The 13,710-nt window shown below is 70.3% G+C and carries 9 protein-coding genes; 8 read left to right on the top strand and 1 reads right to left on the bottom strand.

Going from position 1 to position 13,710, the window contains the following annotated elements; all coding sequences use genetic code 11:
- Positions 1-12: 12 nt before the first annotated feature.
- From ACWD4J_RS30775 to ACWD4J_RS30740, 8 genes are all read left to right on the top strand, one after another.
- A complete protein-coding gene (locus ACWD4J_RS30775) occupies positions 13-984 on the top strand; it encodes an ABC transporter substrate-binding protein (RefSeq protein WP_451398724.1) in 972 nt (323 codons plus the stop codon).
- A 222-nt stretch (positions 985-1,206) separates the two neighbouring features.
- Positions 1,207-3,645 carry a GcvT family protein gene (locus tag ACWD4J_RS30770; RefSeq protein WP_451398723.1) on the top strand — a complete coding sequence of 813 codons (2,439 nt, stop codon included), beginning with the start codon at positions 1,207-1,209 and terminating at the stop codon, positions 3,643-3,645.
- A 61-nt stretch (positions 3,646-3,706) separates the two neighbouring features.
- Entirely contained in the window at positions 3,707-4,939 is a 1,233-nt protein-coding gene (locus ACWD4J_RS30765; RefSeq protein WP_451398722.1) for a sarcosine oxidase subunit beta family protein, read from the top strand.
- 13 nt (positions 4,940-4,952) lie between these two features.
- A complete protein-coding gene (locus tag ACWD4J_RS30760) occupies positions 4,953-8,216 on the top strand; it encodes a sarcosine oxidase subunit alpha family protein (RefSeq protein ID WP_451398721.1) in 3,264 nt (1,087 codons plus the stop codon).
- The gene (locus ACWD4J_RS30755) at positions 8,209-8,820 is read left to right on the top strand and encodes a sarcosine oxidase subunit gamma (protein WP_451398720.1); all 612 of its coding nucleotides are present in this window, start codon (positions 8,209-8,211) and stop codon (positions 8,818-8,820) included. The genes ACWD4J_RS30760 and ACWD4J_RS30755 overlap by 8 nt, the downstream gene beginning before the upstream one ends.
- Before the next feature lie 136 nt (positions 8,821-8,956).
- Positions 8,957-10,045 carry a substrate-binding domain-containing protein gene (locus tag ACWD4J_RS30750; protein ID WP_451398719.1) on the top strand — a complete coding sequence of 363 codons (1,089 nt, stop codon included), beginning with the start codon at positions 8,957-8,959 and terminating at the stop codon, positions 10,043-10,045.
- 390 nt (positions 10,046-10,435) lie between these two features.
- A complete protein-coding gene (locus ACWD4J_RS30745) occupies positions 10,436-11,662 on the top strand; it encodes a serine hydrolase domain-containing protein (protein ID WP_451398718.1) in 1,227 nt (408 codons plus the stop codon).
- A 50-nt stretch (positions 11,663-11,712) separates the two neighbouring features.
- Entirely contained in the window at positions 11,713-12,294 is a 582-nt protein-coding gene (locus ACWD4J_RS30740) for an RBBP9/YdeN family alpha/beta hydrolase (protein WP_451398717.1), read from the top strand.
- Between the two features lie 57 nt (positions 12,295-12,351).
- Here the strand turns inward: ACWD4J_RS30740 and ACWD4J_RS30735 are convergent, their stop codons facing one another.
- Positions 12,352-13,323 carry a zinc-binding dehydrogenase gene (locus ACWD4J_RS30735; protein ID WP_451398716.1) on the bottom strand — a complete coding sequence of 324 codons (972 nt, stop codon included), beginning with the start codon at positions 13,321-13,323 and terminating at the stop codon, positions 12,352-12,354.
- Positions 13,324-13,710: the final 387 nt, after the last annotated feature.

The raw sequence follows: 13,710 nt of genomic DNA, 5'->3' as shown, positions 1-13,710 counted from the left end.
GGAGCACGGACCATGGCAAGGCAAGCAAGACACTGGAGAGCCGGCGCGGCCGGTATGGCGGTCCTCGGCCTCACCCTCACCGCGTGCGGCGGTGCGAAGGTCGGCGACGACAGCTCCGCGAGCTCGGGCAGCTCGGGCAAGTGCGGCACCTTCAACCTGGCGGTCAACCCGTGGGTCGGCTACGAGGCGGACGCGGCGGTCGTCGCGTACGTCGCGCAGCACGAACTCGGCTGTACGGTCAACAAGAAGGATCTGAAGGAAGAGATCGCCTGGCAGGGCTTCGGGACGGGCGAGGTCGACGCCGTCCTGGAGAACTGGGGCCACGACGACCTGAAGAAGAAGTACATCACCCAGCAGAAGACCGCCGTCGAGGCCGGCCAGACCGGCAACAAAGGAATCATCGGCTGGTACGTGCCGCCGTGGCTGGCCAAGGCCCACCCCGACATCACCGACTGGAAGAACCTCAACAAGTACGCGGACAAGTTCAAGACCTCGGAGTCGGGCGGCAAGGGCCAGCTGCTCGACGGCGACCCGTCGTACGTCACCAACGACGAGGCGCTGGTGAAGAACCTGAAGCTGGACTTCAAGGTGGTGTACGCGGGCAGCGAGACCGCGCTGATCCAGGCGTACCGCAAGGCCGAGAAGAACAAGGAATGGGTGATCGGCTACTTCTACGAGCCTCAGTGGTTCATGTCCGAGGTGCCGCTGGTGAAGATCGATCTGCCGAAGTACACGACGGGCTGCGACGCCGACGCGGCGAAGATCGCCTGCGACTACCCGGTCTACAACCTCGACAAGATCGTCAGCGCCAAGTTCGCCAAGTCCGGCAGCCCCGCCTACGACCTGGTGAAGAACTTCAACTGGACGAACGACGACCAGAACACCGTCGCCAAGTACATCGCGGTGGACAAGATGTCGGCCGATGCGGCGGCGAAGAAGTGGGTCGAGGCCAACAAGGACAAGGTCGACGCCTGGCTCAAGTAGCACCGCAGCGGAAGGCCTCGGAGGTGCCCGGCGGGCCGTGCGCAACTGTGCGCACGGCCCGCCGGGCGTCGCCGTGTTTCGGGCTGTTTTCCGACGTCACGGAGCCCTTGACACCCATCCCCACGACAGGCACATTGAGTTGCGCAACCTGAAGCATGTTGCGCAGACAGCAACTGCATCGCTTTCAATTGCTTTCAAGTGCTTTCAATCGGAGGTGCGGCGATGGCGGGACCCCGAGTGGTGATCATCGGAGCGGGCGTCGTGGGTGCGGCGCTGGCGGACGAGATCTCCGCGCGCGGCTGGACCGAAGTGACGGTTGTCGACCAGGGCCCGCTCCCCGCCACCGGGGGATCGTCGTCGCACGCCCCGGGCCTGGTCTTCCAGACGAACTCCTCCAAGACGATGACCGAGTTGGCCCGCTACACCGTCGAGAAGTTCTGTTCGCTCGACGTCGACGGGCAGCCCTGTTTCCTGCAGGTCGGCGGCCTGGAGGTGGCCACGACGCCCGAGCGTCTCGCCGAGCTGCACCGCCGCCACGGCTGGATCACCGCCTGGGGTGTCGAGGGCCGGCTCCTCAGCCCGGAGGAGTGCGTCGAGCAGCATCCGCTGGTGGACAAGGACAAGATCCTCGGCGGCCTGCTGGTCCCGACGGACGGACTCGCCAAGGCCGTCCTCGCTGTCGAGGCGCAGATCCGCCGCGCCACCGAGCGCGGCGTACGCTTCCTCGCCCGCCACGAAGTCCTCGACGTGCGGCACAGCGAAGGCCGAGTCACCGGCGTCCTCACCGACCAGGGCGAGATCCCCGCCGACATCGTCGTCTGCTGCGCCGGCATCTGGGGCCCGAAGATCGCCCGCATGGTCGGCATGAACCTGCCGCTCACCCCGCTCGCCCACCAGTTGGCCTGGACGGGCCCCGTACCGGCACTGGCGGGCCAGACACAGGAAGCGGTCCGCCCGATCCTGCGCCACCAGGACGCCGACCTCTACTACCGCGACCGCTTCGACGGCCTCGGCATCGGCTACTACGGCCACCGCCCCATGCCGGTCTCCGCCGACGACATCCTCTCCGTGGACGAGGCCGAGGCGATGCCTTCGGTGCTGAAGTTCACCGAGGAGGACTTCGAGGACGCCTGGACCGAGACCCAGTCCCTCCTCCCCGCCACCCGCGAGGCCAAGGTCGAGGAGGGCATCAACGGCCTCTTCTCCTTCACCACCGACGGCAACCCGCTCCTCGGCGAGTCACCGGACGTCAAGGGCTTCTGGGTCGCCGAGGCCGTCTGGGTCACCCACTCCGCGGGCGTGGGCCGGGCCGTCGCCGAATGGCTGGTCGACGGCCACTGCTCGTCGTTCGACCTGCACGAGTGCGACGTCAACCGCTTCGAGCCGCACCAGCTCTCCCCGGAGTACGTCCTGGCCCGCGACTGCCAGAACTTCGTCGAGGTCTACGACATCCTCCACCCGCTCCAGCCGTCGGGACACCCGCGCCCCATCCGCACCAGCCCCTTCTACGCCCGCCAGCAGGAACTCGGCGCGTTCTTCCTGGAGGCCACGGGCTGGGAGCGCCCCCAGTGGTACGAGGACAACGCGGGCCTGGTCGAAGGCCGTTCCATCCCCACCCCCAACGACTGGGCGGCGCAGTACTGGTCCCCGATCGTCGGCGCCGAGGCGCAGACGACGCGTGAGACCGTCGCGATGTACGACATGACGGCCCTGAAGCGGGTCGAGGTCAGCGGGCCCGGCGCCGCCGCCTTCCTGGAGCGGATGTCCACCGGCAAGGTCGACAAGTCCGTCGGCTCGGTCACGTACACGCTGCTGCTCGACGAGGACGGCGGCATCCGCAGCGACATCACCGTCGCCCGGCTCGCCCGCGACCTCTTCCAGGTCGGCGCCAACGGCAACCTGGACCTCGACTGGTTCACCCGGCACCTGCCCGCCGACGGCTCGGTCGCCGTCCACGACATCACCGCCGGCACCTGCTGCATCGGCCTGTGGGGCCCGCTGGCCCGCCAGGTCCTGCAGCCGCTCACCGACTCCGACTTCTCGGGCGACGGCCTGAAGTACTTCCGCGCCAAGCGCGCCCACATCGGGTCCGTCCCCGTGACCGCGATGCGTCTGTCGTACGTCGGTGAACTCGGCTGGGAGCTGTACACCACCGCCGACATGGGCCTGAAGCTGTGGGACACCCTGTGGCAGGCGGCCCGGCCGCTGGGCGGTATCGCCGCCGGCCGCGGCGCCTTCAACAGCCTCCGCCTGGAGAAGGGCTACCGCTCCTTCGGCACCGACATGACCTACGAACACGACCCCTACGAGGCGGGTGTCGGCTTCGCGGTGAAGCTCGACAAGGACGACTTCATCGGCAAGGCCGCGCTTCAGCGGCGCAAGGCCGACGTCCGGCGCCGGCTGACGTGCCTCACCATCGACGACCCGGCGGCCGTCGTGATGGGCAAGGAGCCGGTGTACGACGGCGATCGTCCCGTCGGCTACGTCACCAGCGCCGCGTACGGCTACACGATCGGCAAGGGCATCGCGTACGCGTGGCTGCCGGCCGAACTCGCGACGACCGGACGCACCGTGGACATCGGCTACTTCGGCCAGCGCGTCACGGCCGTCGTCGCCGACGAGCCCCTGTTCGACCCGTCCATGTCCCGACTGCGCGGCTAGGGGCCGAGTCGATGCCCGGCACTCAGTACTCGCTTCCTCCGCACCCTTCAGGAGACGCCCGATGAGCCCCCGTACCCCGGGTGCCGACCTCCCCGAGCACCCCGACTGGCTGTGGCGCACGCCCGAGCCCAGGGCGTCGTACGACGTGGTGATCGTCGGCGGCGGCGGACACGGCCTCGCCACCGCCCACTACCTGGCGAAGAACCACGGCATCACCAACGTCGCCGTACTGGAGAAGGGCTGGCTCGCGGGCGGCAACATGGCCCGCAACACCACCATCATCCGCTCCAACTACCTGTGGGACGAGAGCGCCGGCATCTACGAGCACGCGCTCAAGCTGTGGGAGGGACTGGCGGAGGAACTCGACTACCCGATCCTCTTCTCCCAGCGCGGCGTGCTGAACCTCGCCCACAGCCTGCAGGACGTCCGCGACAGCGTCCGCCGCGTCGAGGCCAACCGGCTCAACGGCGTCGACGCCGAGTGGCTCGACCCGCAGCAGGTCAAGGACGTCTGCCCGATCGTCAACATCTCACCTGACGTCCGCTACCCGGTGATGGGCGGCACCTACCAGCCGCGGGCCGGCATCGCCAAGCACGACCACGTCGCCTGGGGCCTCGCCCGGTCCGCCGACGCGGCCGGGGTCGACATCATCCAGAACTGCGAGGTCACCGGCCTCGACATCGTCGGCGGCCGGGTCGTCGGAGTGCAGACGACGCTCGGCCCGATCGCGGCCGGCAAGGTGGCGCTGTGCTCGGCCGGCCACACGTCGGTCCTCGCCGCCATGGCCGGCATCGAACTGCCCCTGCAGAGCCACCCGTTGCAGGCGCTGGTGAGCGAACTGCTGGAGCCCGTCCACCCCACCGTCGTCATGTCCAACGCGGTGCACGTGTACGTCAGCCAGGCCCACAAGGGCGAACTCGTCATGGGCGCGGGCATCGACGCGTACAACTCCTACACCCAGCGCGGCGCCTTCCACATCATCGAACAGCAGATGTCCGCCGCCCTGGAACTCTTCCCGGTCTTCGCCCGCGCCCATGTGCTGCGCACCTGGGGCGGCATCGTCGACGTCAGCCCCGACGCCTCACCGATCATCGGGCTCACCCCGGTCGACAACCTCTACCTCAACTGCGGCTGGGGGACCGGCGGGTTCAAAGCGACCCCCGGCGTCGGCTGGGTCTACGCCCACACCATCGCCCACGATACGCCCCACCCGCTGAACGCCCCCTTCTCGCTCGACCGTTTCACCACCGGCGCGCTCGTCGACGAGCACGGCGCGGCCGCGGTGGCCCACTGAGGAGCCCGAACCGATGCTGCTCATCCCATGCCCCTGGTGCGGGCCCCGTGACGAGGCCGAGTTCCACTACGGCGGCCAGGCACACGTCCCCTATCCCGAGGACCCCGCTGCCCTGACCGACGAGGAGTGGGCGCGCTACCTCTTCTTCCGAGACAACCCCAAGGGCCCGTTCGCCGAACGCTGGAGCCACGCGGCGGGCTGCCGCCGCTGGTTCAACGCGGTAAGGGACACGTCGACGAACGAGATCCTGACGGTGTACAGGGCGGGCGAGCCGCGACCGGTACAACCAGCCCGTCCGGCGTTTGGGGACGAGCCCGAAGGGCGATCCGGGGTCTGGGGGCGGAGCCCCCAGCGGGGTCCAGGGGCGGAGCCCTTGCCACGCGGCGGCAGCCGCATGTCGGATGCAGCGGGAAGGGGCGGGGTGGGGGAGAGAACAGCTGCCCCGGCCACGGGCACCGGCACCCAGCCGTTCCGCCTGACCACAGGCGGCCGAGTCCACCGCAACGAACCCCTCACCTTCGTCTTCGACGGAACCCGGTACGAGGGCTACCGAGGAGACACCCTCGCCTCCGCCCTCCTGGCCAACGGCGTCATCCAGACCGGCACCAGCATCAAACTGGGCCGCCCCCGCGGCATCTTCTCCGCCGGCGCAGAGGAACCCAACGCCGTCGTCCAGATCGAGGAACCCTTCCCCGAGCCGATGCTCCCCGCGACGACCGTCGAGCTGTACGACGGCCTCGTCGCCACCGGCCTCCCCGGCCAGGGACGGCTCGCCACGGAACCCGATCCCGCCCGCTACGACGCCGTCCACGCCCACTGCGACCTCCTGGTCGTCGGCGCGGGCCCGGCGGGGCTGGCCGCCGCGGCCGCCGCCGCGCGAAGCGGCGCGCGCGTCATCCTCGCCGACGACCAGCCCGAGCTGGGCGGCAGCCTGCTCGGCACGGGCCGACTCGCGGACTGGACCGAGCAGACCGGCGCGCTCCTCGACGCCGAGCCCGAGGTGCGCGTGCTGCGCCGCACCACCGTCTTCGGCTACTACGACGACAACCACCTCCTCGCCGTCGAGCGCCGCACCAACCACCTCGGCGCCCAGGCCCCCGAGGACGTCTCCCGTGAGCGCGTCTGGCGCATCCGCGCCCGCCGCGTCGTCCTCGCCACCGGTGCCCACGAGCGCTCGCTGGCCTTCCCCGGCAACGACCGCCCGGGCATCATGCTGGCCGCCGCGGCCCGCACGTACGCCAACCGCTACGGCGTCCTCCCGGGCCGACACGCCGCCGTCTTCACCACCAACGACAGCGCCTACGCGGCCGCCCTCGACCTGGCCGCCGCGGGCGTGGACATCGCCGCGATCATCGACACCCGCCCGGAACCGGGTGACTGGGCGCGCCGCGCCCAGGCCGCCGGAATCGAGGTGCTGACCGGGCACGCCGTCACCGGCACTGAAGGCGAGACACGTCTCACCACGGTGACCGTCGCCCCTTACGGTGACGCCGCAGGCAACCGCGAGTTCGCCGTCGACCTGCTCCTCGTCTCCGGCGGCTGGAACCCCGTAGCGCATCTGTTCAGCCAGGCGGGCGGAAAGCTGCGCCACGACGAGGCGCTCGGCACGTTCGTCCCCGACTTCTGCCGTCAGTCGGTCGAGGTCGCGGGCTCCGCGAACGGCGTCTTCGACCTGCCCGCCGTACTCGCCGAGGGCGCGGCGGCAGGCGCCCGCGCCATCGAGGCCGAGGGGTACACCGCGCAGACGCCCGGGCTCCCCGACGTGGCCGCCGACCCGCAGTCCCCGCCCATGCACGTCTACGTCGTCCCGGGCGCCGCCGACGGACCGCGCTTCGTGGACCTCCAGCGAGACGTCACCGTCGACGACCTGGCCCGCGCGACCGGTGCGGGAATGCGCTCGGTCGAGCACACCAAGCGCTACACGACCGCGGGGACCGCCAACGACCAGGGCAAGACCTCAGGCGTACTCGCCAGCGGCACCGTCGCCCACCTCCTCGGGGTCGACATCTCCGCCCTCGGCACCACGACCTTCCGCCCGCCGTACACGCCGGTCTCCTTCGCCACCCTCGCGGGCCGTGACCGGGGCGTGCTCCACGACCCGGTCCGGGTCACCGCCCTGCACGACTGGCACACCGCCCACGGCGCCCTGTTCGAGAACGTCGGCCAGTGGAAGCGCCCCTGGTACTACCCCCAGGACGGCGAGGACATGGAGACGGCCGTCCTGCGCGAGTGCCGCGCCGCGCGCGAGGGCGTGGCCTTCATGGACGCCTCCACGCTCGGCAAGATCGACGTGCAGGGGCCGGACGCGGGGGTCTTCCTGGACCGGCTGTACACCAACATGATGAGCACCCTGAAGGTCGGCATGATCCGCTACGGCGTGATGTGCCGCCCCGATGGGATGGTCTTCGACGACGGCACCGTCATCCGCCTCGCCGACGACCGCTTCCTCGTCACGACCACGACCGGCAACGCGGCCGCCGTCCTGGACTGGATGGAGGAGTGGCTGCAGACGGAGTGGCCCGACCTGCGCGTCCACTGCACATCGGTCACCGAACAATGGGCCACCGTCGCCCTCGTCGGCCCCCGCTCCCGAGAACTCCTCGGCGCCCTCGCGCCGGACCTCGCCGTCGACAACGACAGCTTCCCGTTCATGGCCTGGCGCGAGACGACGGTCGTCGGCATCCCGGCCCGCGTCTGCCGGATCAGCTTCTCCGGCGAACTGGCGTACGAGATCAACGTGTCGCCGTGGGACGCCCTGGCCCTCTGGGAGGCGCTGTACGAGGCCGGAGGTCCGTTCGGCATCACCCCGTACGGCACCGAGACCATGCACGTCTTGCGCGCCGAGAAGGGCTACCCGATCATCGGGCAGGACACCGACGGCACCGTCACCCCTCAGGACCTCGGCATGAGCTGGGCGGTGTCGAAGAAGAAGCCCGACTTCATCGGCAAGCGCTCCTACGCCCGCGCCGACGCCGTCCGCCCCGACCGCAAGCACCTCGTCGGGCTGCTCCCGGAGGACCCGGGCACCTTCCTCCCTGAGGGCACGCAGCTTGTCGCCGACGGTGTGCTGCCCGAGCCGCCCGTGCCGATGCTCGGTCATGTCACCTCGAGCTACCGCAGCGCGGCGCTCGGCAGGACCTTCGCCCTGGCCCTGATCAAGGGCGGCCGCGACCGCATCGGCGAACGGCTCTACGCGCCCGTGGGCGACCAGCTGGTCCCGGTGACCGTAGCCAGTCCCGTCCTCTACGACCCCGAGGGAGCCCGCCGCGATGGCTGACACCGCACGTCGCACCCCCCGCCGCAGCCCCCTGGCGGGCGCCGCCGACCGCCTCGCCGCCGCCTCCAGCGCCTCCGGTGGCGCCGTACGGCTGGCCGAGGTCCCCTTCCTCACTCAGATCAATATCCGCCTCGACCCCAAGGGACCGGCCGCGGACGCGGTCGGGCTCGCCCTGGGCCTCCACCTGCCCATCGAACCCGACACGGGGGTACGCGCCGGGGACCTCGCCGCCCTCTGGCTCGGCCCCGACGAGTGGCTCGTCGTGGGCCCGCCCGGCGGCCTGACGGACCTGGAGACCCGTATCCGCGCCGCCACCGGTGACGACCCCGCAGCCGTCACCGACGTCTCGGCGCAGCGCACCACCCTGCTTGTCTCGGGTCCGCGCGCCCGCGACCTGCTGGCCCACGGCTGTCCGCTGGACCTGCACCCGCGCGCCTTCCGCGCCGGACGCTGCGCCCAGACCACGCTGGCCCGCACACAGGTCGTACTGATCGCCCGGGAACAGCCCGAGGACGGTTTCTGGGTGCTGGTCCGATCGTCCTTCGCCGGGTATCTGACGGACTGGCTGCTGGACGCGGCGACGGAGTACGTCCGGCCGGACTGACACGACCACGCGGACCGGGACCCACGTCCTGCGCTTCCGAAGCACCTGAGGACCCGGCCGCGGAGCCCGCGGCCGGGTCCTTTATGGGTCTATTGTCTGGTTAGCGGTGGGAGACGACCTCAGGGAGGTGCCCCGCATGAAACGCCGACCGGGTCGTACTGCCGTCATCGTGACCGCGTTGTCGATGGCGGTCGGCGTCGCCGCCTGTAGCGGCACCAGCGGCTCGGTCTCCGAAGACGGCGGTTTCGACATCGGCCTGCTGCTCCCCGTCGACGGAACCTCACGGTTCGGGAGGTTCGACAAGCCCCTGATGGAAAAGAAGATCAAGGAACTGTGCGGCCACTGCACGGTGGAATACGTCAACGCCGGCGGCGATGCGGCGATTCAACGTCAGCAGATGAACTCGATGATCACCAAAAGGGTCAAAGTAGTGATCCTTGATGCCGTCGACCCCATGGCGCTGCGCTCGTCCGTCGAGGACATGAAAGACGTGGGCATCCCGGTCGTCGCCTACGACCGCCTCGCCGAGGGCCCGATCTCGGGCTTCGTCACCTTCGATGGCGCGCAGGTCGGCAAGGTCCAGGCCGAGGCGCTTCTGGAGGGCATGGGCGACAAGGCGGACGGCGGCCGGATCGTGATGATGAACGGCGCCGTCACCGACCCCAACGCGGGCTGGTTCAAGAGAGGCGCGCTGTCCGTCCTCGACGACAAGGTGAAGATCGCGAGGTCGTACGACACCGTGGAGTGGCGGGAGGAGAACGCCCACGCCAACATGTCCGATGCCATCGCCGCCCTGGGCGTCGACGGCATCGACGGCGTCTACGCCGCCAACGACCGGCTCGCCTCCGGCGTCATCGCCGCTCTCAAGGCCGCCGATGTCGCTCCCCTTCCACCCGTCACTGGGCAGGACGCGGATCTCCCCGCCGTGCAGCGCATCGTCACCGGCGACCAGTACATGACCGTCTACAAGCCCTTCAAGCCCGAGGCCGACGCCGCCGCCGCGATGGCCGTCGCCCTCGGCCGCGGAGAGAACATCGACGGCATCGCCAAGACCACTGTCGACAGCGCCACGACCAAGGGCATCCCGGCCGTCCTGCTCGCTCCGGTGTCCGTGACCGCCGGCAACGTCAAGGAGACCCTCGTCAAGGACGGCATGTACACGCTCGACGAGATCTGTACCCCGGAGTACCGGTCCGCCTGCGACAAGGCCGGGCTCACCGGATGACCTGACCGACGAGCCGTCCACCCGGCCGAGCCGGCGGCCCCTGGCCACTGCCGGACAGGCCGACGGCCCCGGGTTCGGAGAACCCCGGGGACCGTTCGGCGTCGTGAGCTGTGGAGCGTTGGGCAGGTCTTGCACCTGCATCTCCCCGCCGGGGGCGGAGCGTCTTTCTTTGGACCACCAACGCGAGGCGGCACCGTTTTCCTCAGGCGCCTGAGATCAACATACGTGTATGCCGGCTCCGCCGCGAAAGACGCGCCCGGCGAGCAATCCGGTCGGCGGACGACCGTGCTGACGCCGGGCCGGGTGGCCGCTGTGACCGTGCGGCCGAACGGGTCGGTCCTGCGCGCCGTCACGCCGTGGGGCGCATGTCACCGACGTACGTTGTCGCGCATGCGCGGACACGGCAGGATCACAGCGGCAGCGCTGGCCGTCGGTGCGCTGCTGACATCCGGGGCGTGCTCCGGCACCCCGGCGTCGGTCCCGCAGGCTGCGGCGGTCGCGACCACCGGGAGGCCCTCTCCCGGTGCCACGGTCCGCGAACTCACCCCGGCGGTGGCGGAACAACTCGACAAGGCCGTCACCCGTACGATGCGTCAGGCGGGCGTGCCCGGTGTCATCGTGGGGCTGTGGATTCCCGGAAAAGGTAACTACGTCCGTGCGTTCGGTGTTGCCGACAAGAGCAACAACACCCCCATGTCGGACGGGCTGCGGATGCGGATCGGCAGCGAGACCAAGACCTTCACGGTCACCGCGATCCTGCGGCTGGTCGACGAGGGCAAGGTCGGTCTCGACGACCCGGTGTCGGAATACGTGGACGGTGTGCCGGGCGGGGACCGGATCACACTGCGACAACTCGCCGAGATGCGCAGCGGGCTGTACCCGTACACAGACGACCCGGACTTCGTCAAAGCCTTCCTCGCCGACCCCGATCGAAGGTTCACGCCGCAGCAACTGCTCGACTACGCCTTCAGGCACCCCGTGGGTTTCGAGCCGGGGCAGAAGTTCCAGTACTCCAACACGAACGCGATCCTGCTCGGACTCGTCGTGGAGAAGGCGAGCGGTCAGCGCTTCGGCGACTATCTGCGGAAGCAGGTCCTGGAGCCGGGCCACCTGGACCGCACGCTCTTCCCCACCGGAACCGAGTTCCCCGAGCCGCACGCACACGGCTACACCACCCAGACACCAAGCGGTGAGGTGGCCGATGCGACGAACTGGGACCCGTCCTGGGCCTGGTCCGCGGGAGCGATGATCTCGGACCTGTCCGACCTGCGGGAATGGGCCCGGATCTGCGCGACGGGCACGCTGCTCAAGCCCGCCACGCAGGAACAGCGGCTGCGGACCCTGCCCACCGGCTTCCCCGGGACCGGATACGGCCTCGGCATCTTCAACAGCCACGGCTGGCTCGGCCACAACGGATCACTGCCCGGCTACCAGTCGGTGACCGTCTACCTGCCCTCGGCCGAGGCGACCCTGGTGATCCTCACCAACACGGACACCCCCTACCAGGGCAACGAGAACAGCACGCTCTTCGCCGAGGCCGTCACCGGCATCGTGACGCCCGGCAACGTCTACGACCTGCCGCCCACGACGGCCTCCTCGGCGTCGCCGTCGCGGTGAACCGCCACAGCCCCACAGAACGCGGTCGGGGCCTGCCGTAGAGTGCGCCCATGTGGAACCGTAGCTTTCTGATACTCCACGGCGTCGAGAACCGGCGCCCGGCCGCGCACTGGCAGTACGACCTCGCACTGCGGCTGAGGGAGCACGGGGAGCAGGTCTTCTATCCGCAACTGCCCGATCCCGACCAGCCTTCGCTCGACGCATGGGTGGAGGCGATCGAGGCCGAGCTCGGGATGATGCGCGGTGAGCGCGTCGTCGTGTGCCACAGCCTGGGATGCGCGGCATGGTTCCACCTCTCGGCGAGGCACGGCGACACGCCCGCCGCCGACCGCGTCCTCCTGGTGGGCCCGCCGGGACCGAGCGCCTTCTCCTGGGACACCATCGCCGGGTTCACACCCGAGCCCCTCGACCTGTCCAAGCTGAAGCTCGCCGTGGCGACGCCCCGGCTGGTGTGCTCCGACAACGACCCGTACTGCCCCGAGGGCGCCGCCGAGGTCTTCGGCCGGCCGCTGGGCTGTGACGTCGATCTGCTGACGAGCGCCGGGCACCTGGCCATCCCGGACGGGTACGGTCCCTGGCCGTCGGCACTGGACTGGTGCCTGGACCCCGGCACCCGGCTGGCGGTCAACTAGCCCTCCGACAGCGAGGGCTCGCGAGGCGGGCCCCACGATGCGGGACGGGGCCGCGGGTCACGGAATGAGCAGGGCCTTGCCCAGAACCGAGCGGGCCTCGATCGCGCGGTGGGCGTCGGCGGCCCGGGACAGCGGGAACTCCTGTGCGATCACCGGGTGCAGCCGCCCCGCTGCGGCCTCCCCGAGCGCCTTCGTGGCCAGCCGTACGATCTCCGGCGCGTCGAACTGCACATCTGAGATGCCCTGCAGGGTGATACCGCGCCGCCGTGCGCGCTCCTGATCGAGCCCGGCGAATGCGCCGCTCGGCGCGCCGTGGGCTGACACGCGCCCGCCGTCGGCGACCAACTCGAAAGCCCCGGTGCCGAGTTCACCTCCGACTCCGTCCAGCAGCACGTCCACGGGCAGTCCGCCGAAGGCGTTCCGTACCTGCTGTGTCCAGCCGTCCTCCGTGTAGTCGACGACGGCGTCGGCGCCCAACCGGCTGACCAGCGCCAACTTCCGCGGGCCTCGCGCGGCGCCCACGACGTGTGCTCCGGCCGCGTGCGCGAGCTGGACCAGCAGCGTGCCCATGCCTCCCGCGGCTCCCAGAATGAGTACCCGGTCGCCCGGCTTGACCGCGATGCCTTCCATGATGCCGATGCCGGTCACGCCGTCATGCGCGAGCGCGGCCGCCTCCCGGGAACCGAGGCCGTCCGGTACGGGCACCAGCCGGTCCACGCCGGTGCGGACGAGTTCGGCATAGGAACCCCTCGTGCCGGCCCCGGCGACGACCCGGCGCCCGGCCCATGACGCGTCGACGCCCGGGCCGACGGAGACGACGGTCCCCGCGGCCGCGCCGCCCGGCACGTACGGCGGGGTGATGCCGAACGCCTCGCCCCAGTCACCGCGGCGGATCTGCGTCTCGACGTAGATGGTGTCGACGGCCTCGGCGCGTACGACGACCTCTCCCTCTCCTGGGGTCGGGTCCGGCAGCTCCACCGGTACCAGGACCTCGGGTCCTCCGTGTTCGGCCACTCGTATCGCACGCACGCGCTCCACACCCCTCGAATCGGCCCGCCCGCAGCGCCGTCCGCTCGGTCGGGGTGCCAGTCTCGAACCTCAACCAGGCTTGAGGTCAACCCGTTCCCGACCCGTATGTCTTGTTTCCGAGTGCGTCGACGGGGCAGCCGTCGGGTGTCGGTCCGGAGCCGAGGTTCACGAAGAGGATGCAGTGGGCTCGCTCCTCCTCACGCTGCGGACCCGCTCTCCCCGCGCGGCGGACCACTGTGCAGGCCGCCGCCCCTCCAGCCGCCTCATCGACCAGCCGATCCATCGACAGCCGACCACCGACGCAGACGATGCCCGCGCAGAGCGCCTCAGCAGCGGCTGAGCAGCCGGCCCGGCTGAGTAGCCGGCCGGCATGGCAGGAGGTGCCAG

Source organism: Streptomyces sp. NPDC002577, from assembly GCF_053594815.1.
The sequence above is the reverse complement of the archived record's forward strand: the minus strand, read 5'-3'. Positions and strand labels throughout refer to the sequence as shown.

Excerpts from the sequence above, each read along its gene's own strand:
- ACWD4J_RS30775 (WP_451398724.1), top strand. The coding sequence starts at position 13 with ATGGCAAGGCAAGCAAGACACTGGAGAGCCGGCGCGGCCGGTATGGCG.
- ACWD4J_RS30770 (WP_451398723.1), top strand. The coding sequence starts at position 1,207 with ATGGCGGGACCCCGAGTGGTGATCATCGGAGCGGGCGTCGTGGGTGCG.
- ACWD4J_RS30765 (WP_451398722.1), top strand. The coding sequence starts at position 3,707 with ATGAGCCCCCGTACCCCGGGTGCCGACCTCCCCGAGCACCCCGACTGG.
- ACWD4J_RS30760 (WP_451398721.1), top strand. The coding sequence starts at position 4,953 with ATGCTGCTCATCCCATGCCCCTGGTGCGGGCCCCGTGACGAGGCCGAG.
- ACWD4J_RS30755 (WP_451398720.1), top strand. The coding sequence starts at position 8,209 with ATGGCTGACACCGCACGTCGCACCCCCCGCCGCAGCCCCCTGGCGGGC.
- ACWD4J_RS30750 (WP_451398719.1), top strand. The coding sequence starts at position 8,957 with ATGAAACGCCGACCGGGTCGTACTGCCGTCATCGTGACCGCGTTGTCG.
- ACWD4J_RS30745 (WP_451398718.1), top strand. The coding sequence starts at position 10,436 with ATGCGCGGACACGGCAGGATCACAGCGGCAGCGCTGGCCGTCGGTGCG.
- ACWD4J_RS30740 (WP_451398717.1), top strand. The coding sequence starts at position 11,713 with ATGTGGAACCGTAGCTTTCTGATACTCCACGGCGTCGAGAACCGGCGC.